The sequence below is a fragment of the Methanomassiliicoccales archaeon genome, assembly GCA_013415695.1.
GTDB lineage: Archaea > Thermoplasmatota > Thermoplasmata > Methanomassiliicoccales > JAAEEP01 > JAAEEP01.
This window is the reverse complement of the sequence record JAAEEP010000002.1, coordinates 49391-75808: the sequence shown is the minus strand read 5'-3', so window position 1 is coordinate 75808 and position 26418 is coordinate 49391. Positions and strand designations below refer to the sequence as shown.

The following is a 26418-nucleotide window of genomic DNA, read 5'->3' as shown; positions in this document are numbered from 1 at the left end:
TCACAATATCCAATTCTGTCGATAATTATTTTATGAACTCCAGAGTATGCCCTTATGGATCAGGATGCTCTCCCTCATGAGAGAAAGAAGCAAGGGACATCCTGGGGGAGGATAGAAGTGGCTTTCTTTCCGGCGCTGCTGAGGATGATGGGTATCTACCGTAAGGCGTGGAAATCCCTTGTCATCTCCCAAATATTCGTTCTTCTTGCTGGAATTTTCCTCATGCTGGTGCCGGCTCAAATATCCAACATCATCAACTACGGGATCGTAGAGGGAGATCTGAATGCGGTCCTGGACAGTGCTCTTCTAATGATACTATTCGCCTTCATTTCAGGCACATTCACCATGCTAAATCTGGTCTTTGCGATCCTGTTCGCCGAGGGTACCGCCAACTACCTGAGGACCAGGATGTATCGAAAGGTCCAGAGATTCTCATTCAAGAACCTGGATGAATACCCAACTGGAGAGCTGATGGTTCGCCTGACCAACGATATCTACCAGATCAACCTGGCTGTGCAGCTCTCAGTGAGATTCTTACTGGCGGCCGGTTTCCAGATAATTATTGCGGTGATCCTTGTTTGGTACAACAGCCCCAGTCTTGTCTGGATATTCCTATTCGTCATTCCCACTGGGGGGCTGATACTCGGCGGCATTGCATATCTCCTGCAGAAGCAATACAAGGTAAGGCAGGAGAGGACGGACGACCTAAACGACATTCTCCAGGAGGATCTAGCAGGCATCAGAGTGGTGAAGACCTTCGTCAGAGAGGAATACGAATCGAAGAGGTTCGACAGTGCTAATGAGGCGCTCAAGGGTACGTCCATGAAACCCCTTCGCTCGGTGGCACTGATAATACCATCCGTCTTCATGATATTGGGTGTAGCCACAGCCATGGTGGTGTGGTTTGGCGGCGTTGAGATCATCGATGGCGGACCCACCAACGTGGGAGAGTTGATAGCGTTCAGCCAGTACTTCTTCATAATACTGGCCCAGCTTTGGATACTCTCAATCGTGCTTCCTCAGATCACCTCTGCGGAAGCCTCGGCTGCAAGACTGGGTGAGCTCATTGATTCCCAACCCGACATCAAAGATCCGCCCAGACCAAGACCAGTTGACCCATCCGATATCAAGGGGAGGATCGTCTTCGATAATGTCTCCTTCAGCTATGAGGGTGTAAATGGCAGAGAATCTATCAGAAACATCAATCTGGTTGCCGAACCTGGACAGACCGTTGCGTTCCTAGGCGCTACAGGCGCTGGCAAATCCACCCTTGTCAACCTCATCCCCAGGTTCTACGATGTGACCGAGGGGAAGGTCACGATAGATGGTATTGACGTACGCGATATGTCCCAGGAGAGACTGAGGGAGATCGTGGGAATCGCACTTCAGGAGGCAGTCCTTTTCAGCGGAACCGCCAAGGGCAACATCTCTTTCGGCAAGCCAGAGGCGACATACGATGAGATCATAGAGGCGGCAAGGGCCGCAGACGCCGATGGCTTCATCTCGGCGATACCAGAGAGCTATGAAGCAAGGGTCGCTAGGAGAGGCGCCAATTTCTCTGGAGGACAGAGACAGAGAATATCGATTGCTAGGGCGATCACTGTCAAGCCTCGTATACTGATACTTGATGATAGCACCAGTGCTGTGGATGTCGCCACCGAGACACGAATCCAGGAGGCGATGGATGAGCTGTTGAAGGGGACCACCAAGCTGGTGGTCGCCCAACGGATAAGCACGGTACTCAACGCCGATAAGATCGTTCTTCTGGACGGCGGTGAGATGGTGGCTTTTGGAAGCCACACCGAACTCATGACCTCAAGCCCGCTTTACCGCGAAATATTCGAATCCCAGTTAGGGGGGCTGAGAAGGAGTGATCTGACATGACCCGCGATATCACTGGAACAAATGGTCATGAAGAGGCCAGCGTCTCAAGGCTGGAGACTATGGTCAGATTACTCAGATATCTAACGATAAAGAAGACCAAGCTTGCTGGCGTGGTAGTACTCTTCTTCATAGGGGCGTTATCGTTCCTCTCGATCTCCGTTCTTCTGGGAGAGGCGATCGAGAATCTTACCACGGTGATGGACAAGGATGCACTCCTAACCACCGCCCTTTACATGTTGATAGCCGCCTTCGTGTCATTCATTACGCTTTTCATAGCCTATAGGTGGTTGGCGGACATAACTCAGACGGCTCTCTACCAACTAAGGAAGGAGCTGTTTGACCACATTCAGACACTATCGTTGAACTTCTTCGACAGGCAGCCCATAGGAGAGCTGATGAGCAGGATCACCAACGATATGGATACCGTCTCTGTCCTTTACCAGGCGCCGATCGGAACACTGATACTTGGGGCTTTCATGCTGGTGATCTCGGTCATATCCATGGTGTTCCTCAGCTGGGAACTCGCCATCATAGCATTATTGGTTATTCCTCTGATCCTGGGTCTGGTCTGGTTCCTCAGCAAATTCGCGGGTCCAGCATTCGCTGCTCTGCAGGATAATTTGGCCGATCTCAATGGAATAATGGAGGAAACCCTGGATGGGGAAAGGACAGTCATCGCCTACAGGCAGCAGAAGCACGCAGCAGATTCTTTGGAAGATGCGAGTGTGAGAGCTAGGAACAGCGGGGCCAAGGCCCAGATACTGTCTCTAGTGATAAACCCCTTGACCGTGATGAGCACCTATCTGGACCTTGCCATAGTCGGCCTTATCGGTTCGGTCTTCGTGTTAAGGGATATAGTGAGCGTTGGCACCCTGTCCAGCTTCCTTTCGCTCACGCTCCTCTTCATCTTCCCTCTGATAAGCATATTTGCCAACTACAACTACATAATCTCGGCAGCAACTGGAGCGAGTAGGGTTTTCAAGATCATTGATGAGAAGCCCCAGATAGTTGACAGGCCAAGCGCCTTGCCAATGAAACCTGTCGAGGGACATGTGGTCTTCGAGGAGGTTGACTTCTCTTATATTCCTGGGAGGAAAGTCCTGAAGAAGAACACCTTCGAGGCGAAGCCGGGCCAGATGATCGGTCTCTGCGGTCCCACGGGGGCGGGTAAAAGCACTATCATCAATATCCTCACCAGGTACTATGACATCGATAGCGGAACGATAGTCATCGATGGACAGAGCGTATACGACGTGACTCAGGAGAGCCTACGGAAGCAGGTCGGAGTCGTGCTGCAAGAGGCTTTCCTGTTCTCGGACACTGTGATGAAAAACCTCAAATATGCAAGGGAAGGGGCTACTGACGAGGAATGCATAGAGGCCGCCAAGAAAGCAAACTGCCACGAGTTCATAACCCGTTTGCCACAGGGTTATGAAACGGTCCTGAGTGAAAGAGGGAATAATCTCAGCCAGGGTCAAAGGCAGCTACTCACCATCGCCCGTGCCATGGTGGCCAACCCCCGAATGCTAATCTTGGACGAGGCCACGAGCAATGTTGACACCAGAACCGAGAAGGCTATCCAGGAGGCCCTTGATAACTTGCAGGAGGGAAAGACCAGTTTTGTCATAGCCCATCGACTGAGCACCATTAAAGATGCTGACCAGATACTTGTCATTAATGAAGGAGAGATCGTGGAGCGGGGAACTCACGAGGAGCTCATGGATAGAAGGGGATTCTACTACAATCTGTACATGACCCAGTACAAGGGGAGGGTTGCGGAGGTCATTCCCTTCGATGACACGGAGGAGGTGACCATTTGAGTGGAAGGAAGGATTTTAGCGATGCAGACTGGCAATTGCTTGCGAGTCTCCCAAGCAGGATCGGGCATTCGGTGATGATAGCCAGCACAACCAGGTTGTTCGGAGGACGAAGGGAGATGAGGGCCATGAAGGACGCCATCGCTGACATGACCGGTAACTTCATCGGCAACCAGCTTGTTAAAGAGATAACCCCATTCGCGGAATCCGAAAGGAAAAAAGAAGATGGGCATCGCAGCCTTCGCAAAAGAAGGGCAAGCTATCATGAAGGGACCGTCAAACTATGCGAGAATGCGTCATCAATACTTGCTGGGAATTCCGATCAGGGGGAGACAGAGGGATTCAAACGATGGCTGCTATTCATCGGGGAGGAGGTGGCCAATGCATTTCTCACCGACGAATTCATGGGAATAGGTGGTGAGGTCATCAGCAAGGACGAGGTAAAGGTGCTCAAGAATATCGCCTCCGCCCTTGGTGTCAAAGATTATTCAATAAAAGGAAGGGACATCTGATCAAGAGAGGAGATATCCAATTCTGAGAGTTGCCCCGCAAATCTGAAAAGGCCGATCCCTCATATTCGGTAGGTACAATGACGAAGAAAGGACCTCGCAAGCGGACTATCATCTCCACGATCGCCATTCTATCAGGAATCATAATGATCGCTGTATCCCTGATATTCTACCAGGTGGGCGGAGGACATCAGGGTGGAGGTGACAGCTACATCTGGTATGGCCTGGAGAACATCATCCTTGGAATTGCAGGAGCATTTCTGCTGGGGTTAGGGGTAACCTACGCCACCCTTGGCGAAAACCATCGAATAAGCTCCACCGGGCTTGAGAGGGTCAGAGAGGATGCCATTCCTACTGCTACATCAGATACAATTGAGGTTAGGTCCGATTCCAAAGGAGATTCATCCGAAGGGGGAGAGGTAGAAGGGCTTGTTCTTCGCTTGCTCGATGGTGATGAGAGACGAATGTTCCTCGCTTTGAGGGATGCGGGGGGAGAATCGCTGCAGAAGGATCTGATCGAGAAAACGAAGATGTCTAATGCGAAGGTCACCCGGGTCCTTGACCGTCTTGAGGAAAAGGGCCTCATCGTGAAAGAGAGGCACGGAATGACCAACAAGGTGCGAATTGACATCGATCGTGATTGACCCGGGCTCAAAGAATAATTTGCACATATCAATTCATTGATGTACTTTTCAATACCTTATTTCACCCTGATGAAATGCTTTTCATCCATTTCAAGGGAACATTCAAGGGCTTTTTCACACACTCGAGAGAGACAGTGATGCGGGAGAACCGCGTCGATGGAGGTGCACAAATGACAAGCATTACCACCAAGATCCTCGCCATATTGGGGATCGTTGCCGTCATCGGCATCATCGGTGTTTCCGTGGTGTCTGCGGACGGGGTTTCCTCCACGTCAGCACTCTCGGACGGCCAAATGATGGCTCAAGGGAGCGGTGATTGTGATCAAAATCAGAATATGACAAAGGATCAACTTCGCGACGGGAGTTGCTGCGAGAACCAAGAACTCTGCGGCGATGGCGATATGGCACAGAATCAGTACCAGTGGTCATACCAGTATCAGAACAGCAACCAAAACGGATGTGAAGGAGATATAGAGACCCTAGGCGGAGACCAGGTGCAGAACCAGAATGAGTGGTCCTGGCAATACGAGTGGGCTCACCAGTACTCTGGAGACACACCCGAAGAATGAACATGGACGGGGTCCCATCGTTTGAGTTAGGGAGTCGCCCCCTCCCACTTTTTCTTCATTTTCCTTGAAGGTTGATGAACTATTCTAAAAAAAATGATCTTAGTTCGTGACTATTCAGGGTCAAAAAGGAGTTTTCAGGATAATGGAGGATGGGTGAATAGTGCGGATTTTCCCATTATTCAAACCCACAAGACTTATTTTCTCAAGTGTAGAATACCATAAGGAAGGTAGAATCGCCTCAGCAGAGATCTAGCTTGAAATGGGGGGTTTGAGCTAATGACATATTGCAGAATGCAGGATCATGATAGGATATCATCTAAATTGGATGATATGAAAATCGACTCATATAGCGGATTTCAGAAATGCATTCAATGCGGAAGGTGCTCTGCCAGCTGTCCTGCCGCATTGATCTATGAGGATTTTACCCCCCGAGACATCATGCGACGTTTGATGATGGGAGAGGTAGAGAATCTCGTCGCTGGCAACGAGATATGGAGATGCGGTCAGTGCTTCTCTTGTGCTGCACGGTGTCCAAGGGATAACAGCGTGGCAAACGCCATACTCGCGCTAAGGAGCCAGTCGTTGCAGAGGATGCCCCTGAATAATGAAATAAGGCAGATCGAAGCGTCGCTGAAGAAGAACCTCTACGAAACTGGAGAGACCATACTGCCTTCGACCTTGCTCCTTCCACTTGAGAATCTGGGGGGTCGTACAAGGGAAAGGTGCTTTGACAATTCAAAGCGAAAGGAGCGACTGGGTTACGCAGGTGATACAGCTCGTGCGACCCCGCTACCCAAAGACGCCCTGATCGAGGTGAGGATCCTGCTTGAGAAGACCGGTTTTCGATAGGGGCGATACGATATGTACGGTACGGTGGGGAAGAACATACCTGGAGATGATTTCTACCTTTTCAAGAGCTGCCAGGCTGGCAGCTGGTATCCGGGCATTGAACGGGCTCTCCGCTACATATTAGAGAGAATCGGTGCCAATTTCGCTGACGATCCCCGACAATCGTCATGCACTGGATGCGGATATCATATTGGAGTGATACCTTTGTTGACCAATGTCGCCCTGAACGCGAGGAATTTCTCATTGGTGTCCCACTCAGACAAGACCAACATGATTTGCACTTGCCCGACATGCTATGCCAACCTGAAAAGCTGCAAGGGTCTCCTTGATGAGGAAACACCCGTTGGAGATAGGGCCATTGCAGCTCTCAGGGAAGCTGGTATCGAATATCAAGGACAGGTTTCAATCAATCACGTCTCGGAGATCCTGCGCGAGAGGCTCAATCATCTCCTTGCAAGGTCTGTCCACTCGATGAAAGGGGTGAGGGCGGTCACTCACCATGGTTGTCATTATTCTAATATCTTCTATCGCGAGGTCGCATCTGGCAACTTCGAGAGGCCAAGAGTCCTTGATGACATAGCTGAGGGATTTGGTTGTCGTACTCTTGATTACCCGGATAGGTTCCTGTGCTGTGGGGTCGGCTTCCACCATACGCTCTGCAACACTGACTATCCCAGATCAGTTCTTAAGCGGAAATACTCAGGCATAATCGAAGTTAATCCAGACGTTATCATCACCCAGTGTGCCGGATGCACCTTGAACCTGGACCTCTACCAGGAGAACATTATGGAAACCCTGGGCGTGGAGAAGGACATCCCAGTCCTATATGTGACAGAGCTGGTAGCGCTCTTGTTGGGAGCTGATCCCTACGATGTCATTGGATTGGACATGCATGCCGTCCCAGTCGAACCTCTTCTGGAGAATATGGGTATATTGGGGGTCGGTCCGTGAGGCCATCCTCCACCGGGGTCTTTATATGTCATTGCGGCGGCAATATATCCGATGCCATTGATATTTCCAGCATCAAGCAGGGGCTGCAAAGGGAAGAAGTTGGATTGGTAAAAGATGTCCCGTACCTATGTTCAGATGAAGGACAGGAACTGATCAAGAACTGCATAAAATTGAAAAAACTCGATCGTATTGTGATCGCTGCCTGCTCACCTAACATACATGAGCACACATTCCGGTCCTGCGCTAGGGACAGCGGTCTGAATCCTCACATGGTGGACATCGCAAATGTCCGAGAGCAATGTGCCTGGATCAGCGCAGAGGATCCGACACGCAGGGCGTTGGACATCATACGCTCCTCGGTGTATGCCATCCAGCACGCGAAGCCATATGAAACCCCGAGTATCCCCGTTGTCAAGAAGGTGGCCGTGATAGGAGGAGGAATAGCTGGCATTACCGCAGCTCGAAGCCTTGGAAAGATGGGGATCGAGACCTGCCTGATCGAGAAGAGCCCGACCATAGGTGGAAACATGGTGAAGGTCGGTAAGGTCATATCTCCCGAAAAGCTGTCGGAAGACTGTGCTATGTGCTCTCTTTCTCCGCTCATGGGTGAATTGGCGAGGGATAAGCATGTTGAGATTAAGACACTGACCCGTGTGGTCGGATGCAAAGGACGCGCCGGTGAGTTCACCCTCGAGCTTGAATCCGGACCTTTTTACGTTGATCCCGAGCTTTGCAGGTCCTGTAGTAAATGCAGCGATGCATGCAAGATCGCAGCACCGGACGAGTGGAACGTCGGTCTCTCACTTCGCAAGGCCATCTACCGCCCGTTCTCCCAGTCTATTCCTCCCTCATACGTCATTGATCCAGAAGCATGCAACAGGTGCGAGGACTGCGTTGATACGTGCGTTTCACACGCTATCGATCTCACCAGGATGGTTGTCAAGGACTCCATCTCAGTCGGTGCCATCGTGATTGCCACTGGCCACGCAGAGATGGATCCCAGTGAGCGTTTTGAGCTAGGCTACGGTAAGTATCCCGAGGTTCTTACCCAGATGGAACTGGCAAGACTGCTTGCGATCAATGGACCCACCAGAGGCAAACTGGAAATCAATGGAGAGATACCCCGCCGAATTATCATGGTCCAATGCGTGGGTTCCAGAGAAAATAAACCAGGTTCCATACCATACTGCTCCAAGATCTGCTGCATCATTGCGATGAAGCACGCCAACTACATCATGGAGCACAATCCCGGAATCGAAGTCATCATCTGCTACACCGACATGAGGACGCTTGGAACGTATGAAAGCTACTATCAGGAGGCTCAGGGGAAGGGGTTGCGTTTGATCAGAGGCCGGGTGTCGGAGGTCCTCAAGAAAGGAGGCGATCTGATGGTCAGGTTGGAGGACACCCTGGGAAGTGAGATACTCGACATCGACACTGATATGGTTGTCCTTTCCTGCGCGATATTACCCTCGGAGGGGACCGTTGAGATCGCAAAGACCCTCAATGTGAATTCGACCCCAGAGTACTTCATCAAGGAGAAACACCCGAAACTCGAGCCAGGCTGCACCACCTCGCGCGGAATATTCGTATGCGGGACGGCAAACGGAGCAAAGGACATCACGGAATCCATAGCGCAAGCCCAGTCCACCGCATCAAAGGTGGCCGAGATGATGCTGAACTCTATTGAGATCGAGCCTGACTTCGCCACGATCGAGAGCGAATTGTGCAATCGTTGCGGGAGATGTCTACAGGCATGTCCTCACGGTGCGATATACTCCAACGGGACGGTGAACATCGACCCCATCTCCTGCATCGGGTTGGGTCGATGCATAAACAGTTGCCCGGAGAACGCCATCATCATCATGGGCAACAACGACCAGGAACTCCTTGCGAGGATAGATGGATGCGTTGACGATGGGGATCCTCGAATCATTGCGTTTCTGGACCGCAACATAGGATATGTGGCAGCTGACAACGCAGGCATGAACCGTGTCAAGTATCCTTCCTGCGTCAGGATCATACGCATACCTTCTGTCTTCCGACTCAATTCCAGGCATCTCAAGCATGCTTTTGACAAGGGAATCGCCGGGATATTCATAGGAGACGGGACAGTTCACGCCTCGAAGGGCACGGTAGATGATAGCATATCCAGTCATGTCGATTGCTTGAGATGTAGCATGTTAGAACTGGGAATCGACCCTCGCAGGATCTACTACTACGAGGCCTACCTTCCCCATTTCAAGGGAATGGCATCAAGGCTTGATAAATTCTATCAGAGCATCCAATCCATGGAAGCCATATACAGATCATGAAAAAGACCCATTTTGAGATGAGTGATATGGTGCTCCCGCCGGGATTTGAACCCGAGTCGTCGGCTCGAAAGGCCGAAATGATTGACCGGTCTACACTACGGGAGCCGAATTTCAAGCGTGGATGCAAGAAACCGTACTTATACTTTGGCGGTCAACTCCATCACATATTCCGAGGCTGTTGACCACCTCCAAGGCATGATCACCCTCTGTGATATATCATCATGAAATGGACCTGGCACATCATTCGATCAAATTACGGCCATGGAATACAACCCAACGCAAGGTTATATAAACGGTACGATTATGTGGGAGTTGACTGAACGGAGGCTTCGTTTGGAAGGTTACGAAGAGGAGATGGACGAGGAGCAAAGTGAGGAAATCCTTCGCTGTCGTTTCCCCAATAAGAAGAACGGGGAGATGCTTGGGATAGCTGATCAGCTACTGGGTGCATCTCGCATTAGGGTGATGTGCGAGGACGGCAAGTCCAGGATAGGCAGGATCCCTGGTAAGATCAGAAAGAGGATGTGGATACGTGAGGGAGACCTGGTCATCGTCCGTCCCTGGGACTTTCAAGACGAAAAGGCGGATATCAGGTACCGCTACACCAAGACTCAGGCGAATTATCTGAGCAAGAGGAAAATGATCCCCAAGAACCTGGATGTATTCTGATTTGGGGGAACGTAAATGCCTCGGGAGGATATTGAATCCATCCTCGAGAGAAAGGTCGAGGCTCTTCGGAAGAAAGACAAGGGTGCCGAGGATCGCAAGGTCATCGACGAGGTCTTTGATAAGGAGACGCTACTTGCTGTCTACAAGCTCATGAAGGAGGGTATTGTCGACACGATCGAATTTTCGATCTCTACTGGGAAGGAGGGGAATGTGTTCCTCGCCACCACCCCGGAGGGGGGTCTCATAGCCATAAAGATATTCAGGATATCAACGGCAACTTTCAAACGTATATCCAGATACATAGAGGGAGATCCCAGGTTCAGAGGCATCCTCGGCTCTCATCGTAAGATAATATTCGCATGGACGAGCAAGGAATTCAGGAACCTTAAGCGTCTCCATACCGCTGGAGTGAGAGTACCTATACCCATTAGATTCCACAAGAACTTGCTGGCAATGGAGTACATAGGCGATGAGGATTCGCCCTCCCCTCTGCTAAGGGAGGTCGTTCTCGAGGATCCGGAAAAAGTTTACAAGACCCTCGTGGAATATGTGAAGAGAGCATATCAGAAGGCGGAACTGGTGCATGGAGACCTTAGTGAATACAACGTGCTGATGCGGGATGGAGAGCCAGTGGTTATCGATTGCGGACAGGCGTTGCTGACAGAGCATCCGAACGCCATTGATTTCCTGAAGAGGGATGTGGAGAATCTCAACCGGTACTTCCGTGGATTGGGCGTTGATGTGATGGAATCAGAAAGCATGATTAAAATGGTCGTTGGAGGTTAGAAGATGAGCATGCTCAAGATCCCGATGGATAGAGTTGGCTCCCTCATAGGGAAGGGGGGAGAGACAAAGAAGATGATAGAAGATCGGACCAAGACCTTCATCAAGGTCGATCCAGAGGGAGAGGTGAGGATATACAACAGGGGTTCAGAAGACCCATTAATAGTGATGAAGGTAACAGATCTTATAAGGGCCGTTGGTCGAGGTTTCTCTCCCGAGAGGGCCCTGAGGCTTCTTGATGATGATGAGTATTTCGAAGTGATAGATATCCGTGATTATGTGGGCAAGAAGAGCAGTCACGTGGTCCGTATGCGGGCTCGCGTCATCGGAACCAATGGCAAGACAAGGAGACTCATTGAAGACCTCACAGGTGCCTTTGTCTCAGTGTATGGTTCCTCTGTCTGCCTGATCGGCAACTCCATACAGATGCCCGTCGCCCGGAAGGCAGTTGATATGCTGCTCAAGGGTAGCGAGCATTCCACTGTCTACAGGTACATGGAGAGGCAGCGCGGGCATCTTCGCATAGCGGAAATGGGATTCGAATGAGTGGTCAGCATGGACTGGTTGGAAGAGCTTGATAAACAACTGAGTGTGGGTCGGGGAAAGAGCGACACGGCGTCAATAGCCAAAGGAATCGTGGAGATCGATCTCAACATCCTTGTGCGATTCTCTCTGGGAACAGACGCACGGATGAAGATGCTTCCCAACCAGTGGGACGTGGCAACCTACCACGGCGACAAGACTTGGGAGATCAAGAATGATTTCGACTTCGGAGAGCTGGGAGAGGTACTTCTGATCGACGAGTCCTCAAGAGGCTCTGCCATATTCTCTGATTTTGTCATTGTCAAGGGTCAGAGCAGAACGAGAACGGGCTTCATCATCCCAGAGAAGATAGGGGAGGAAGGCAGGTGTGCGTTCTTCGTTGCCTACGAGGCAAATTTGGAAAAGGCTACCCTGGCCGACCTTTGGAATGCGATCAAGCCCGCGGTGAAAGCATGGTACGAATCACTGCTCAGGGACGATCTGACCCCACTAATAGATGTCTGCGAGAGCAGATTCATAAGACAATCTTGCCCCCGCATCCCAGGAAACTTATAAGAGCGCGGGTACAATCCACCGGCTGATGAATGACCTCATCAGCAAGGCGGAAGCCGCACTACAGCGAGACCTCTGCGATCACTGTCTCGGAAGGTTATTCGCTCTGCGTTCAACAGGGCTGACCAACGAGATTCGTGGAAGGAATCTGAGGTCAGCAGTGGCACTCATCCGATCCATTAGAGATGATGAGCCGCCCATTCACATGGAGTGCTGGCTTTGCGAGGATATCTTTGATAACGTGGATAGGTACGCAAAGAGCGCCGCCAAGAAGCTGTTGGAGGTCGAGTTTTCCAACTACCTGATTGGAACCCGGATAGATCCCGCGATCGTAGAGAGGGAGGAAAGGTTATGGTCCGAGCTGGGCGGTGATGAGGCAGAGCCGATAAAGGCAGAGCTGAACCGGGAGATCGGCAAGGTCGTGGGCCCCCTCACAGGAAAAGAGGTAGAGTTCTCATCTCCTGATGTGGTGGCCATCGTGGACACGAGATTCAACCACGTGGTCTTGGATGTGACTCCCATTTTCCTTTATGGGCGTTACCGCAAGCTCAGTAGAGAGATACCTCAGACCAAGTGGCCCTGCAAGAAATGCAGGGGCAAGGGTTGCGAGAAGTGCAATTTCACCGGCAAGATGTACCAAACCTCCGTCCAGGAGATCATCGGGGACCCAGTACTCGAGGAGGTCGAGGGTGATGAGCATCTATTCCACGGCATGGGCAGGGAGGACATCGACGCTTTAATGCTGGGGACAGGAAGACCCTTTGTCCTCGAGGTGAGAGGGCCCAAGAAGAGGACTCTTGACCTAGAATCCCTTTATGATAGGATCAATCTAGAGGCAAAAGGAAGGGTCGAGGTGCTAGGACTCCGTACCTCATCTCGTGAAGAGGTCAGGCGGGTCAAGCTGGTATCACCTGATAAGAGCTATAGGGTGACGATCAGATTGAATGGAAAAGTTGATAAGGAAAAACTTAATGAGGTTGTGCGCTCATTAAAAGGAACTGCGATTATCCAGCAGACGCCTTTGAGGGTCACGCACAGACGGGCTGACAAGGCCAGGGAGAGAAGGATAAAAGACGCATTCGTTGAGTCCTTCGATGGCGAGATGATGAGCCTGGTCCTGACTACAGAGTCAGGGACGTACGTCAAGGAGTTCGTCCATGGGGACCAGGGAAGGACCCGTCCCAATCTCTCCCAAGAACTGGGGATCGCCTGCGAGGTGATCTCCCTGGACGTGATCGCAATCGCCGATGACGCTAATGAGGTATATCCATGAAGGCATCAAAAGGACCGAGGCGAAGGACCAGGAAGGTTCTCAGCAAGAGCCCTAGAAAGAGAGGTTTGTCTCCCATCACTCACGAGTTTCAAGATTTTGAGGTCGGGGAAAGGGTGAACATCGTCCTCGATTCCAGCATTCATCGTGGGATGCCCCATCCCCGCTTCCACGGAAAGACCGGTACTATAGTGGGAAACCAGGGCAGGGCCTTCGTCGTGAAGGTCCGCGATGGAAACAAACTGAAGACCGTAGTTTCTAGACCCGAGCATCTGAGGAGATCAGGCTAAGGAGGCGATGTCTATGAGTCCCGATCGTTTTGTTCCTCTTGCAGAAGTCCTTGATATGATCAAGGCGGAGAGTGAGAGCAGGGAACTCAATACCGACCAGAAGATAGCCTTGGATCACTCGCAGAAGTTGGTGAGACTTTCCACCGCCAAAGCGAGAGAGCTTCAAGAAGCATTATCTAGGCTAGACTTCGTATCTGATGCGATGGCCTGCAAAATCGTCGATATTACTCCTTCCCATCCTGATGATATCAGAGTTCTCTTCGCCAAGGAGAGATTAATCCTTGAGAAGGACCATATTGACCAGATCTTGGAGGTCATTCAGGAGCATCAGTGAGTGGGTGGGACCTTGGAGGACAACGCATACATTCTCGACTATCTACCGGAAGGGCTTCCGGGCGAGAGGAGCTTCAAGAGGGAGCCGCTAGCGTACGCCCTGGGTGAGAGTGAGTTCAAGCTCTTCGAGCTGGTTCCCAAGCCTGATGCGATCATCATGATAGGAGAGAAGGTCTACATCGGAAAGGATGTGGACAAGCGTGAGAAGATCCAGCATGTGAAGCGTCGTATGGGATACGAGGAGCTTACAAGTGCCTCCCACAGCGAGCTTCCTTACATCATCCAGGATTTGGTCATGGACAACGAGAATCGGTTCGTTCAATTCTTCAACTCCGCCCAAGCGATAACCACCAGATACCACATGCTCGAACTGCTACCTGGTCTGGGGAAAAAGACCATGTGGGCAATTCTGGAGGAACGGAAGAAAGGGAATTTCAAGAACTTCAAGGACCTGTCGGATAGGGTACCTTCGGTGAAGCACCCGGAGAAGCTCGTGGCGAAAAGGATCGAGATTGAGTTGTCCGATCCACACCAGAAGTATCATCTATTCGTTGCCAGATGATGTAACTATGCTGCCCTCAGAGATAAAGGGGATCCTGGAGCAGTACGGTGTCACTCCCACCAAGGCCAAGGGACAGAACTTTCTGATAGACGAGCGTGTGGCCGAAAGGGAGATCGATTACCTCGATCCAGATCCCAGAGACACCATACTCGAGGTTGGTCCGGGCCTGGGTATTCTCACAGACATACTACTTGAGAGAGCTGGAAGGGTCATAACCATAGAGCTTGACAAGGGAATGGCGGAGTACAACAGGAACAGGTATGGAGACTCGATTGTTTTCATTGAGGGAGACGCATTAAAGATACCATTCCCAGGCTTCAACCGTTTCATCTCGAACCTTCCCTACAGCATCTCCTCCCCACTGATATTCAAGCTCCTTGAGCATCGATTCAGGAAGGCGGTGGTCATGGTGCAGAGGGAATTCGCAGACCGCATGGTCGCTTCTCCCGGCACCGGCGACTATTCCAGACTTTCGGTGAATATGTACTACAAAGCAGATTGTGAGATACTGGAGAAGGTGCCCAAATCCAGGTTCTGGCCCGAACCCGAGGTAGATTCTGCGGTGGTGGGCATAGTGCCCAGACGACCGCCCTTCAAGGTAATAAATGAGGAATTCTACCTCAATCTAGTGGATTCGCTATTCCAGCATCGACGTAAGAAGATCAGGACCATCCTGAAGATGAAGAAGCTGGCAGACAAGGATCGACTGGGTTCTCTTCCCTTCTTAGATGAGAGGGTTGAGGTCCTCTCTCCTGAGGAGATAGGTGAGCTGTCGGATGCGATACTGTCTCTTTGAGCAACTCATATATTGCACCGATTACCTAGTTGGGGTCAGGTGTTCCAGATGAGCATAGAAGGAATTGGCAGGGCTCTTGCAGAAGCTGGAAGGCTTGTAACCGCTCCGCTTATCGTATATGGATCCGAGGACCCGCCTGAAGGGGCAGAGCCGCTGGCGGCAATGGACCGATGCGTGGGAAAGGCAATCTACACCATGGCAGTCCGTGAGATGCCACCGGGATACATCAGTCTCTCCGCCAAGGCTGGATGCTGTCCTGGAGGACAGGCCTGGTTGGGGTTATCATCATTCCCAGAGAGGCTGAAGTACTTCGTTTCGACCGGGACTCCAGAGTTCATGGAGGGCCGGGCTGAATACCTGAAACGCTGCCCGGAAATGGTGGAGGAAAGCGTCCAGACCATAGGTAAGATCACCATGCCGGCTGAGAACATCATCATACAGAGGACCGAGGGAATGACATCCGAGAAAGATGGCCTCTGCATCATACTCTTCGGGAGAGCGGAGAACATTAGGAACCTATGCTCGCTCCAACACTTCGGAACGACGCAGGCACTGACATCCATCTTGTCACCCTGGGGGCCTGTTTGCGCCTCTCTGGTCACCTATGCATCGGGGATGGTCTCCAACGTTCCCTGCGATTCCGTGATTCTAGGACCAACGGACCCTACGGGAAACCTATGGCTCCCCCCCGACATGATGTCATTGTCCATTCCGTTACATGTGGCCTGCAGGATGGAAGGAGATCTAAACCAATCCTTCATCAAGAAGCATCCCGAAACGGCGTTCCCATCCGATCGATATGTAATTGATTGAAACTAGCCAAGGTGAGCGACGAGGTGTGGGAAGTGGCTGATCAGTGTCTTGGCGAGCCTGTCGGCCCCTTCCAGATAGATGTCAACAGCTGGAATTCCGAACTGCTGTTCGAGACTGTGATTGATCTTCTCGACCTCCTCTGGTTTCAGATCCTCATGGCTGATCCCAAGTGCGATCACCTGGGATTTGGTGAATTCCTCGAGCAGGGATATCTCCTCTTCAAGGTCGGGTAGTGGGATCTTCAGGGACGGGTTGTAGTTCCTGTACTTCCGCCCAGGCGCGTGCTGAAGAATCATGGCACTGGGCTTGGATGCAGATATTATCGCCCTCGTGCCGCACACATAGGCCGGATGCGTGAAACTCCCCTGGCCCTCGATGACTATGACATCAGGCTCCTCGTCGATGTATGCTTGGTAAATGGCGTTCTCCAGCTCGCCCACCATGTAATCACCCTGGATAGAATCAAGAGGCACACCGTACCTTGCACCTTGAAGAAGGCCCGTCTGGCCGGTTGCCACGAATATCGTCTTGATCCCCATACCATTGAGCGACTCGGTCAGTTCTATCGCTGTGGTACGCTTCCCGCATGCACTGTCAGTGCCAAGAACGGGAATGCGGATCGCGTCCATCGATGAAGCCAAGTTCCTGAACCCATGCAACTTCTCCAGTGGAGGCTCTCGCCTAATATCGAGAATGGAGGATCCATTATTTGCAGCGATGTTTGAAAACTCTGGATCCTCTGACAAGAATTCGTGTAGCCCAGCGACCACATCCATTCCTCCCCTCAGAGCATTCTTTATGGACTCTCTGAATTCAACGGGAAGTCTTCCACCTATTGTGGCAACCCCGATAATGAGGACTTCCGGAATAGACTCCAAGGAGCTGACCGCCTCTTCAAGTGAGGCGAAGACAGGGATATCGCGCTTAGTACCATCAACCACCTCTCCGGCATCCAATCCTGCCCTTGTACTGTCGATCACGCCCGCGATCCTGTACTTTCTGGAATATCTTACCAGACCCCTAGCAGTTTTCCCTGTCGGTTCCCCGAGTTTGCCCTCACAAAGGATAATGGCTTCCTGCATCCGATGACCCATAGGGCCATGCGGTTTTCAATGAAAAAGGTTGCTGAGATCGGGGCGTGATATCCTCAGTCAGCTGGTAGGCAAGGTTTTCTAGACTCAGCCCAATATAGGTAATGAGGAGCATGCAGATAGGGATAGTGGGGAAACCCAATGTTGGGAAATCGACCTTTTTCTCCGCAGCAACCCTGGCTAGCGCAGAGATAGCTCAGTATCCATTCACAACCATCAAGGCAAACAAGGGAGTGGCATACGTAAGGGCGAAGTGTCCTCACGAGGAGTTCGGAGTGCAGTGCAATCCAAAGAATTCCATCTGCGAGAAAGGTACCAGACTCATTCCCATAGAACTGCTGGATGTTGCTGGACTTGTTCCCGATGCTTGGCAGGGAAAAGGACTTGGGAACCAGTTCCTGGATGATCTGCGTCAGGCTGATGCCCTTATCCATGTTGTCGATGCCTCAGGGAGCACGGACATTGAGGGGAATCCCGTCGGTCTCGGCTCACATGATCCCTTGGGAGACATTGCCTTCCTGGAAAGAGAGATCGATTACTGGATAAGAGGCATCCTCCAGAAGGGTTTCACCAAGATGGCCAGACAAGCCCACATGGAAGGGACGAAGATGGAGAAGGTGGTCCACGATCGCCTGACCGGCCTTGGTGTGAGCGAGCATGAGGTGGCAACTGCAATGAGGAACATGTCTCTGCCTGAAAGTCCCATGGACTGGAACGATGAAGAAATGCTCTCCATGGCACACACCATTAGGAAGATCAGCAAGCCCATGATAATAGCCTTGAACAAGGCCGATGTTGCAAGCGATGACTTGCTGAAGAAGCTAGATGGGGTCGATGGATACATCACCATTCCCACCTGTTCAGAGTCGGAACTCGCCCTTAAGAAAGCGAGCAAGGCCAAGCTGATTGACTACATTCCAGGGGACCATAGTTTCAAGATTTCCGATGAAGCTTCCCTGAACGACAACCAGATCAAGGCCCTAGACTTCATCAGAAGGGCGATAGAGAAGTGCGGTGGAACCGGGGTCCAGACCTGTCTTGAGAGAGCAGCCTTTGAACTCCTGGATCTTATAGTGGTTTACCCTGTGGAGGACGAGCATAGGCTTACGGACCACGACGGGAACGTGCTGCCTGACGCTTTCCTAGTGAAGAAAGGGACGACAGCCAAGGAATTGGCCTACCGGGTCCACACAGACCTTGGGGAAAACTTCATCAGGGCCATCAATGTTAGGACACAGAGAGCGGTAGGACACGATTATGTCCTCGAAGATGGAGACATCCTCACGATCGTGTCCAGACGGTGAGCCGATGGATCATTGGGATGTCAGATTGTTGTCCGCATCGTACCGGAGGAAGAACGGGAACGATCTCACGATCGAGATGTTCGGCAAGACCTCTGAGGGCGAGTCTATCACCGTGAGGTACGTGGGGTTTGAGCCGTACTTCCACCTGGTGTCGCCGAACGAGGCTGCCATCAAGGAGTTGGAGTCCGATCCCAATGTGAGGAGGGTGGAAGCGATCAAGCTCTTCCACCAGGGTGAGTGGAAGGATTCGGCGAAGGTGGTAGTCACCTTCCCTTGGCTTGTTCCAGACTTCAGGAAGAGGTACAAGGATCGCTTCACGGTTCTTGCGGCTGACATCCCTTTCCATCACCGGTTCGTCTACGATATGGATATGGGATCCTGCATCCGGGTGTTCGGAAGGATGTCTGAAGGACCCTACACCACGGACCTTGTCGTGGATATGGATGTTCTTGAGGAAGTGACAGGAGATCCTGGTAAGCCATCGAAGAGGCCCAATTTCAAGAATATCGAACCTTTCAACCCCAAGCTGAAGATACTTGCCTTCGACATAGAGACCAGCATCAGGGAGGGAAACATCTACACCATTTGCTACGTCATCAGGGATGATGGGGAGCTTAGATCTGGGAAACCGATCCAGGGAACCGAAAGGGAGATCATCGAATCCTTTGGAGAGGTCATTGCGGAAGAGGATCCTGACGTCATCACTGGGTACAATATTGACAACTATGACATCCCCACGGTCATGGAGAGAGCCAAGGAGAATGGCATCGAGGAGATAGACTGGGGTCGCGACAGGACTGGCCCCAAGCACATAATGGGAAGATTCTGGAGGCTCAACGGCCGATTGGTGGCGGACGCTTGGTGGGCGGCCAAGATGGAGCTGAGACCAAAGCAGGAGACACTCAATCACGTGGCGAAGCTTGTCCTTGGGGAGGAAAAGCTTGACGTGGATCCAAAGCAGATGGATCAGGAGTGGCAGCTGGACCGTGAGAAGGTGATGAGGTACTGCATCAAGGACGCTGAACTCTCGCTACGTATTCTAGAGCATGTGGACATCCTGCGAAAGAACATGGATCTGGCATCGGTATCCAAACTACCGGTGGAGGACGTTCTCAGCAGCGGCTCTTCCACGCTGATAGACTCGATCCTTATCAGGGAGGCTGACCGAGAGCACATAGCTGTACCGCTAACAGGTAAATACGAGCGCACAAACGCCATCGAAGGAGGCTATGTTCACACCATAGAACCTGGGCTCTACCACTGGGTTTGCGTTCTTGACTTCAAATCAATGTACCCCTCATTGATAATCGCCAAGAACATCTGCTTCACCACTCTGAACCCAAGGGGGGAGATCGTCGCCCCCAACGGCGTGAGGTACCTCAGCAGAGATCAGAGGGAAGGTCTTCTTCCTCGCATCCTGGAGAGGCTCATGAACGAAAGGGATGACACGAAAGCGAGGATGAGATCTGCGAATACGCCGGAGGAGTACAAGTACTACGATGGTCTGCAACAGGCCATCAAGATCTTGATGAACGCCGTATACGGGGTATTCGCCTCTTCCTTCTACCGTTTCACCGACAAGAACATCGGTTCCTCCATCACCGCCTTTGCGAGGGAGACCGTGAAGAGCATCATCAGGGGACTGGAGGCCGAGGATCATACGGTCATATATTCCGACACCGACTCTCTATTCCTTCAATCTCCACATGAGGATCTTGATCAAACGGTGGAGTTCGGGAGCAGCATGGCCTCACGGTTCTCTAAAGAAGGCGCCCTCCTTGAGTTCGAGAGGGTCCTTGAACCCCTGTTCTCACATGGAAAGAAGAAGAGATATGTGGGGAAGGTGGTCTGGCCAGAGGAGCAGCTTCTGATCCGAGGCTACGAGGTCAGGAGAACGGACTCTTTCGACCTCCAGAGCGAGGTGCTCATGGAGGTGTTCAGGAAGATTCTGGGGGAGGAGACCGAGGAGGCTGTCAGCCTGGCGAGACAGCGGGTGAAGGATACCATGGATGGCAAGATACCAGTGGAGAAGCTGGTCATATCTCGCACCGTGAAGCAATTCTCGTACTACAAGGATCCCGACACCCAGGTCAACGTCCAGGCTGCGAAGAAGCTCATGGACATGGGGTACGAGTTCATTCCTGGGATGAAGGTATCCTGGGTTGTAATCAACAGCAAGAAGACGCCTCAGGAGGTTGAACCCTACATCTCGGGCAGGGAATTCGAGTCATCGCCCGATTACAAGTATTACGCTGAGAGATTGGCACAGACCGTCGCCCGTGCCACGGAGGTCTTCGGCTGGGACGAGAAAAGCCTGATGATGGGTTCGCAGCAGTTCACCCTATTCAATCAGACATTCGGCAACGATCGAAAGCATAGGAAGAAGGTCGAGACCAAACCAAAGACCACATCCAATTCCAAGACGCTCGAAGATTTCTTCTGAAAGGGACGTGTCTTGAGATTGCTACGTAATATTTGACTCCGATAAGTGATTCATGGAGCATGGAACCGGGGGCGAGGATGAACTGTCCTTCACTTTCTCTTAACAACGCTTGGGAAGGAGATCAAGCGCGTTGAATGCTATCATGTTGACTTGATAATCACCGACTGCGTGAGATGGGACAGAACCTGATCGAAAAGGGTAACCACAACGATATGAAGGTCATGAATTTGGGAGAGCTCATACTGTTGGCCCTGGGCGAGAGAACTTTCAGGGACGACATGCTATGGTGAAGAGGTCGAACTGCGCCTATTCAAAGGCGAAGAATGGCAATGAAACGCCCAGCTAATACGCAACGTTTAAGTAATGCTTAGAAGACTGCAGGTTCCAAGTGACGGGAGAAATCCCGTTGGAGATGTGCCCGAAAGGGTGAATCCATAAACGCCGCGCAGGCGGCAGGTGATACTATGGCCAAAGAGATGGTTGACAAGACCAACGAAGAGTCGGAGGGCCAGTCAGCTCCCTCCGGGAAGAGTTTTTACGGTTACATTGCGGACGCCTGGAACGATCCCAAGAACTCCTATGTTAAGAATCTGCAGTGGGAGAGACGTATCGAGTGGAGGAAGGAAGAGAACTTCCTGCGTATAGAGCGACCTACCAGATTGGACAGGGCAAGGCGGCTCGGCTACAAGGCCAAGCAGGGATATGTGCTTGTAAGAGGTAGGGTTCGAAAAGGGTCGTTGAGGAAGAGGCAGATTAAGGGTGGTAGAGGACCCAAGAGAAAGGGCATCAACAAGATCACTGTGGGCAAGAACCTCCAGAGGATCGCGGAGGAGAGAGCCTGCAAGAGGTATCCAAACCTCGAGGTGCTTAACTCATACTGGGTCGATAAGGATGGTAAGTACGAGTGGTTCGAGATCATAATGATCGATCCCCATCATCCAGTGATCAAGAGCGATCCAAAGATCAACTGGATCTGCACTGGAAAACATAAGGGAAGGGCATATCGCGGCCTTACCTCCGCTGGAAAGAGGGGTCGAGGCCTCGGCTACAAAGGCAAGGGAGCCGAAAAGATACGACCCTCGATCGGGGCACATGACAGAAAGGGCAAGTGATCAGGCCTGGATGGCCTTCAGCCTTTCATCGATCTCCCGATCATCCATTCCTACCAGTGGAAAGAATGATGGTAATCGAGAATGAATTGCGGTAATCGTCTCCATCTCATGGAACGTGTATCCATATACGGTAGCCAGGGCTCCCCACCTATCCAGCATATAATCCTGACTTGACGGATGCTCTACTCTGAGGTTGGGGTCCCACTTCCTGAGGTTGAATACCAAATCCTCTTCCTCAGTCAACACTGCCACCCTGCAGCCACGCTTCATCATGAGCCATGCAGCCAGCAGGTCCCTTTCTTGGCTGGCGAAGGCCACCACCTTACCTTGACTTCCTAGAGGGAGCCCTCCTGGTCCCGAGATGGACCTGTGGAAGATGAAGGCTTTAGCACCCCTGACCTCCACGAAAATTTCGACATCGGGTTCCTGGAGGTCGACACTGACACCCTTGTCCTGATTTGCAGTCCATACAGCTGATCCGACCTCACGATTGATATCCATGGAGGTGAAATCATGGACCCCTTCCCGTCTTGCCCTCACTGCGAAGCTCTGTCCTTCACCCATCAAGGTGATGGAGAGTTCGGCGGCCCTTCTCCTGATATCTTGCATGGTCCCCTTGCACTGAAGGGCCGGGCTGAGAGAGGCCACGCCAAATACCATGGATATCGCTTTCATGGCACCCTCCTCATCGTCCGATCTCACGTATATCCTTCCGGACTCGGTGGAGATGAGTCCTTCCACCGCCGCTGACGCTAGAGCGCCCATCATGTTGTCGATCAGTATTCTCTCGAATCTCTGTCGGACAGGACGGCTTTTAAGGCCCATCTCGGCGTAGCGAACGATGATAAGGTCCACGAGGGTATGATTGCCCCTCACAATAATACATTTTTGCTGTGTCGGAAACCATATCTACCGCTAGCTTCATGAATTGCCCTCGTTCGGTGAGTGGCCCATGGACATCATCATATTCGCGGGCATCCTGATAATGGCACTTCTGGCTGGCATCCTAGGTTCCCTGCTTGGCCTGGGAGGGGGAGTGATAATCATACCCGGGCTGGTACTCATCTTCGGACTTCCCATCCAGGAGGCCATAGGGGCATCACTAGTGGCGGTCATTGCGACCTCCACTGGGGCCGCAACCTACTATGTACGGGAGGGGATCAGCAATATCAGATTGGGGATGGTCCTGGAGACGGCCACCACCCTTGGATCGGCGGTTGGCGCATTGCTGGCAATCTACACTGACCAATCACTGCTGGCGGTGGCTTTCGCTGCACTCTTGGTCTACAGCGCCATTCACATGATCCGCCGACCTGAAAGGCTGGCTACCTTTGACGAGAAAGCTCCTGGCTTCCCGGAGCTTTCTGCAAGTTACCTTGATAAGAATACTGGTGAGGAAGTTAGCTACTGCGTCAGACACATTCCCCGGGGGCTTATTGCCAGCTTCTTCGCGGGCAACATGTCAGGCCTTTTAGGAGTGGGCGGGGGTACCATCAAGGTCCCCGTTATGAACATCTGGATGGGTGTTCCTCTCAAGGCGGCGGCGGCCACCAGCAACTTTATGATTGGAGTAACCGCACTAGCGGGAGCATTGGTATACTATGCCTCTGGATCTCTGTCCCCAGTGGTGAGCGCGAACGTGGCAGTGGGAGTGTTCTTCGGTGCCTTGGTCGGGTCCAGGGTCGCTCACCTGGCCAGGTCCGAATATCTCAGAACGACATTCGCACTGGTCCTGATGGTAATCGCGATTCTGATGATCTTGTATGCGGCGGGGGTGATTTCCGCATTGTGAGGTGATGGCCATGGAATACACGAATGTTAACTGGTACATCCGCACTGTCCTATCAGTGGGCATGTTCCTCAGCGTCACGGTGATGATAATTGGGCTTATCATGTTCGCCTTTTCTGAAGGAACATGGGAGGCCATACCACTCTCACTGACTCAGATATTTGAAGGGATATTGCAGGGAAACCCAATCGCGGTCATCGATCTTGGGATACTCCTACTCATTGCTACGCCGCTCACCCGGGTGATAGCAGCACTTGTGATATTTACAATAAACAAGGAAGCCCGATTCGTTCTGGTGGCGGTCATGGTCTTGGTAGTGGTGGGAATTGCCATTGTTGTGGGCGGATAACCTATGCAGGCATATCAAAATGGCCCGAAAGATTCATGACTCGCACCGATTAATTGCATCAGAGGGATAGGATGTCCGAAAAATCCGATGATAAATGGTACTACTCTTTCCTTCCATTCAACGTTTCTGGTGGGAGTACATCACCTCTTATCCCCCTATTCATAACAGAGGCCCTTGGTGGAACACTCGGGGACGTGGGTATGGCAAGCGCCCTCTCTTCCGCGGCATCGGTTCCTTCCAACATACTCTGGGGAAACCTCTCTGACACCCTGAAGCGCAGGAAGATATTCGTACTCATCGGATTCGGCGGTCTCGCTTTGGCCCTTTTCATGATGGGAGTCTCTACCGACCTAGCCAGCTATTTCTTCGCGAACTTCATGTTGGGCCTTCTTTCCACAGCGGCGGCGCCCATTGGAACGGTATTGATCCTAGAGGTCTTCAAAAGAGAAGAATGGGCTAAACGGCTGGGAGATTTTAGCCGAGTTGGTGGTATCGGATGGGTGATAGGACTAGTTCTGGGTTCAGTATGGTTGATGGTGATGACTGGCCCCGATCAGGTCACTCCGATGAGGGCTCTTTTCATACTTGCCGCAAGCATCTCCGCTCTATCCATACTGCTAGCGGTGAAATGGATTCCGGAACCCGAGCATAAGCTTGATAGGAGATCCGTCGACCTCAAGGTCCTGGATTTTCCAATCCTCTTATTCGAGAAAGCCCGCTATCTCCCCAACCGGGTAGTCCATGTCGTAAGCGTGGGTGCCAGCAACCTGAGCTACAGCAACTTCCCCAAGCCCCTCAGGAGATATTATATGGTGGTCTTCTTCCTTTTCACTGGAGGATTGTGTTTCTACGTGGCGCTCCCCATTTTTCTCAAGTCCTATGTTGGGCTCCCCAGCTCGTTGGTGTTCGTGATCTATGTCGGCTCATCCTTGATGGCTGCCCTGACTTACAGGTTGGCAGGAAGGCTGGTGGCGGAGATCGGAGGAAAGAAGGTGCAGTGGCTTGCGGCCAGTGGCAGGATAATACTCTTTCCAAGCTTCTTCTTGGTCACCCTTTTCCCTATGGCTGAGTGGACCGTCGTGATCGTTTTCGTCCTTCTACATGCCCTGGTGGGACTTTGCTGGGCAGGTTTGTCTGTGGCAGGAAATGCACTTGTTTCCAACCTTTCCTACAAGGAGTTCAGGGCTGAAGGGATGGGAATGTACAACGCCACTCAAGGTCTCGCGTCGATCGCTGGTTCCGTGATTGGAGGATTCATAGCCCAGTTATTCGGATTCCTGCCCACGTTCATTGTAGCCTCCGGGTTCCTGCTCCTAGCCGTGCTCACATTGAGAAGAATCGACGTTGACACTCCCGTATCAGACGCAGAGGGTCCAAAGGCCAGAACGACCTAGGGCTCAATCACGCAGTTCTCCTGCGATCTTCCTTCCAAGAGTGATAGCCCTATCGATCTCCCCGTAGACCAGGGGCCCTGTCTTCCCCTCGACCACGAACGATTCGGGCTCGTGGATGATTTCAACACCGCACTCTTGCATAACCGCTTCAATCACTGCGGCAGCCCCTCCCTCAGAACCCTCAAGTCTCGTCTCGAAGGCAAACCCAATTTTATCAGGTACCATGTTCTTCCTCATCCACTTGAAGAGCTTCTTGTACCTTCCACTGGTTCCACCCTTCTGTGTTGGACATCCAAAGATCCAGACTTCGGCTATTCGCAGTTCGTCAGGGGTTGTGGTGCCACCACTCTTGGCTGAGACGTCGTCGAATCCCACTTCCTTCATTCCGCTGCATATGGCCTTGGCGATCTGCTCTGTGTTCCCAAATTTGCTATCGTAAAGAATAATTGCCGTCATGTGCGCCCTATGTTGACAATCCGATATCAAAAATATCTAGTTTTCGGGGTTTTTTGAACGATTCTGAATCCAAGTAATCAGTATTCTCATTCGCAATGAAGACGGACAGCTTCGAAGAATGATGAAACCTAGAGTAAAGCATGAAAAAGTGCAGGGAGGAGGATTCGAACCCCCGAACGCCTTCGCGACTAGACCCTGAATCTAGCACCGTTGGCCAGGCTTGGTTATCCCTGCTTATATAGAGTAGGTTCAATCACAAGGAGGTACTAAAAGATTGCCCTGACCAAGATAATAATTGACATGATTCATCCAATTGGAAATGGATGAATCC

General features: G+C 51.7%; 27 protein-coding genes and 2 tRNA genes. 24 read left to right on the top strand and 5 right to left on the bottom strand.

Annotated features, from left to right (window positions below):
• Positions 1-54: 54 nt before the first annotated feature.
• From GKC03_01455 to GKC03_01420, 8 genes are all read left to right on the top strand, one after another.
• Positions 55-1884 carry an ABC transporter ATP-binding protein gene (locus tag GKC03_01455; GenBank protein ID NYT11200.1) on the top strand — a complete coding sequence of 610 codons (1830 nt, stop codon included), beginning with the start codon at positions 55-57 and terminating at the stop codon, positions 1882-1884.
• On the top strand, positions 1881-3704 hold the full coding sequence (locus tag GKC03_01450; GenBank protein NYT11199.1) for an ABC transporter ATP-binding protein: 1824 nt from the start codon (positions 1881-1883) through the stop codon (positions 3702-3704). The genes GKC03_01455 and GKC03_01450 overlap by 4 nt, the downstream gene beginning before the upstream one ends.
• Positions 3701-4213 (top strand): hypothetical protein, encoded by a 513-nt coding sequence (locus tag GKC03_01445; protein ID NYT11198.1) that lies wholly within the window; start codon positions 3701-3703, stop codon positions 4211-4213. The genes GKC03_01450 and GKC03_01445 overlap by 4 nt, the downstream gene beginning before the upstream one ends.
• Before the next feature lie 29 nt (positions 4214-4242).
• Positions 4243-4854: a MarR family transcriptional regulator gene (locus tag GKC03_01440; protein NYT11197.1), complete on the top strand. Its 612-nt coding sequence runs from the start codon at positions 4243-4245 to the stop codon at positions 4852-4854.
• Positions 4855-5024: 170 nt separating this feature from the next.
• A complete protein-coding gene (locus tag GKC03_01435) occupies positions 5025-5423 on the top strand; it encodes a hypothetical protein (GenBank protein NYT11196.1) in 399 nt (132 codons plus the stop codon).
• Between the two features lie 291 nt (positions 5424-5714).
• On the top strand, positions 5715-6272 hold the full coding sequence (locus tag GKC03_01430) for a 4Fe-4S dicluster domain-containing protein (protein NYT11195.1): 558 nt from the start codon (positions 5715-5717) through the stop codon (positions 6270-6272).
• 12 nt (positions 6273-6284) lie between these two features.
• Positions 6285-7223 carry a heterodisulfide reductase gene (locus GKC03_01425; GenBank protein ID NYT11194.1) on the top strand — a complete coding sequence of 313 codons (939 nt, stop codon included), beginning with the start codon at positions 6285-6287 and terminating at the stop codon, positions 7221-7223.
• The gene (locus tag GKC03_01420) at positions 7220-9538 is read left to right on the top strand and encodes a hydrogenase iron-sulfur subunit (GenBank protein ID NYT11193.1); all 2319 of its coding nucleotides are present in this window, start codon (positions 7220-7222) and stop codon (positions 9536-9538) included. The genes GKC03_01425 and GKC03_01420 overlap by 4 nt, the downstream gene beginning before the upstream one ends.
• 27 nt (positions 9539-9565) lie before the next feature.
• Here GKC03_01420 and GKC03_01415 read toward each other — a convergent pair.
• Positions 9566-9643, bottom strand: a tRNA-Glu gene (locus tag GKC03_01415).
• 249 nt (positions 9644-9892) lie between these two features.
• Between GKC03_01415 and eif1A the strand changes: the two genes are divergently transcribed.
• The 10 genes from eif1A to GKC03_01365 are packed head-to-tail and all read left to right on the top strand — an operon-like array spanning position 9893 to position 16149.
• Complete coding sequence (gene eif1A, locus GKC03_01410; protein NYT11192.1) at positions 9893-10207, top strand: translation initiation factor eIF-1A; 315 nt, start codon at positions 9893-9895, stop codon at positions 10205-10207.
• A 15-nt stretch (positions 10208-10222) separates the two neighbouring features.
• Complete coding sequence (locus GKC03_01405) at positions 10223-10993, top strand: serine protein kinase RIO (protein NYT11191.1); 771 nt, start codon at positions 10223-10225, stop codon at positions 10991-10993.
• Positions 10994-10996: 3 nt separating this feature from the next.
• The gene (locus tag GKC03_01400) at positions 10997-11536 is read left to right on the top strand and encodes an RNA-processing protein (protein ID NYT11190.1); all 540 of its coding nucleotides are present in this window, start codon (positions 10997-10999) and stop codon (positions 11534-11536) included.
• Positions 11537-11545: 9 nt separating this feature from the next.
• The gene (locus GKC03_01395; GenBank protein NYT11189.1) at positions 11546-12088 is read left to right on the top strand and encodes a hypothetical protein; all 543 of its coding nucleotides are present in this window, start codon (positions 11546-11548) and stop codon (positions 12086-12088) included.
• 25 nt (positions 12089-12113) lie between these two features.
• Positions 12114-13358, top strand: a complete 1245-nt coding sequence (locus GKC03_01390) for a tRNA pseudouridine(54/55) synthase Pus10 (GenBank protein NYT11188.1) — start codon at positions 12114-12116, stop codon at positions 13356-13358.
• Entirely contained in the window at positions 13355-13645 is a 291-nt protein-coding gene (locus GKC03_01385) for a 50S ribosomal protein L21e (GenBank protein NYT11187.1), read from the top strand. The genes GKC03_01390 and GKC03_01385 overlap by 4 nt, the downstream gene beginning before the upstream one ends.
• Before the next feature lie 7 nt (positions 13646-13652).
• Positions 13653-13979: an RNA polymerase gene (locus GKC03_01380; protein ID NYT11186.1), complete on the top strand. Its 327-nt coding sequence runs from the start codon at positions 13653-13655 to the stop codon at positions 13977-13979.
• A 12-nt stretch (positions 13980-13991) separates the two neighbouring features.
• Positions 13992-14540 (top strand): DUF655 domain-containing protein, encoded by a 549-nt coding sequence (locus GKC03_01375; GenBank protein NYT11185.1) that lies wholly within the window; start codon positions 13992-13994, stop codon positions 14538-14540.
• Positions 14541-14547: 7 nt separating this feature from the next.
• Positions 14548-15336, top strand: a complete 789-nt coding sequence (gene rsmA, locus GKC03_01370) for a ribosomal RNA small subunit methyltransferase A (GenBank protein ID NYT11184.1) — start codon at positions 14548-14550, stop codon at positions 15334-15336.
• Positions 15337-15384: 48 nt separating this feature from the next.
• Complete coding sequence (locus tag GKC03_01365; protein NYT11183.1) at positions 15385-16149, top strand: DUF169 domain-containing protein; 765 nt, start codon at positions 15385-15387, stop codon at positions 16147-16149.
• 2 nt (positions 16150-16151) lie between these two features.
• On the opposite strand, the gene GKC03_01360 is transcribed toward GKC03_01365, so the two are convergent.
• On the bottom strand, positions 16152-17231 hold the full coding sequence (locus GKC03_01360) for a DUF1611 domain-containing protein (protein ID NYT11182.1): 1080 nt from the start codon (positions 17229-17231) through the stop codon (positions 16152-16154).
• 122 nt (positions 17232-17353) lie between these two features.
• On the opposite strand from GKC03_01360, the gene GKC03_01355 reads away from it, so the two are divergent.
• The 3 genes from GKC03_01355 (at position 17354) to GKC03_01345 (ending at position 22099) form a co-directional block, all read left to right on the top strand.
• Entirely contained in the window at positions 17354-18544 is a 1191-nt protein-coding gene (locus tag GKC03_01355; protein ID NYT11181.1) for a redox-regulated ATPase YchF, read from the top strand.
• Between the two features lie 4 nt (positions 18545-18548).
• Positions 18549-20987 carry a DNA polymerase II gene (locus tag GKC03_01350; GenBank protein ID NYT11180.1) on the top strand — a complete coding sequence of 813 codons (2439 nt, stop codon included), beginning with the start codon at positions 18549-18551 and terminating at the stop codon, positions 20985-20987.
• 476 nt (positions 20988-21463) lie between these two features.
• A complete protein-coding gene (locus GKC03_01345; GenBank protein NYT11179.1) occupies positions 21464-22099 on the top strand; it encodes a 50S ribosomal protein L15e in 636 nt (211 codons plus the stop codon).
• Here the strand turns inward: GKC03_01345 and GKC03_01340 are convergent, their stop codons facing one another.
• Positions 22100-22954, bottom strand: coding sequence for a hypothetical protein (locus GKC03_01340; GenBank protein NYT11178.1), 855 nt, complete (start codon positions 22952-22954; stop codon positions 22100-22102). It lies immediately after the preceding gene.
• 97 nt (positions 22955-23051) lie between these two features.
• Here GKC03_01340 and GKC03_01335 point away from each other — a divergent pair, with 97 nt between their 5' ends.
• The 3 genes from GKC03_01335 to GKC03_01325 all read left to right on the top strand — a co-directional run bounded on the left by GKC03_01335 (position 23052) and on the right by GKC03_01325 (position 25631).
• Positions 23052-23891: a sulfite exporter TauE/SafE family protein gene (locus GKC03_01335; protein NYT11177.1), complete on the top strand. Its 840-nt coding sequence runs from the start codon at positions 23052-23054 to the stop codon at positions 23889-23891.
• 10 nt (positions 23892-23901) lie between these two features.
• Complete coding sequence (locus GKC03_01330; GenBank protein ID NYT11176.1) at positions 23902-24237, top strand: DUF1634 domain-containing protein; 336 nt, start codon at positions 23902-23904, stop codon at positions 24235-24237.
• Between the two features lie 71 nt (positions 24238-24308).
• Positions 24309-25631, top strand: a complete 1323-nt coding sequence (locus GKC03_01325) for an MFS transporter (GenBank protein ID NYT11175.1) — start codon at positions 24309-24311, stop codon at positions 25629-25631.
• 3 nt (positions 25632-25634) lie between these two features.
• On the opposite strand, the gene GKC03_01320 is transcribed toward GKC03_01325, so the two are convergent.
• Both GKC03_01320 and GKC03_01315 read right to left on the bottom strand, forming a co-directional pair.
• On the bottom strand, positions 25635-26087 hold the full coding sequence (locus GKC03_01320) for a hypothetical protein (protein ID NYT11174.1): 453 nt from the start codon (positions 26085-26087) through the stop codon (positions 25635-25637).
• A gap of 149 nt (positions 26088-26236) precedes the next feature.
• Positions 26237-26321: transfer RNA gene (locus GKC03_01315), tRNA-Leu, on the bottom strand.
• Positions 26322-26418 lie beyond the last annotated feature (97 nt).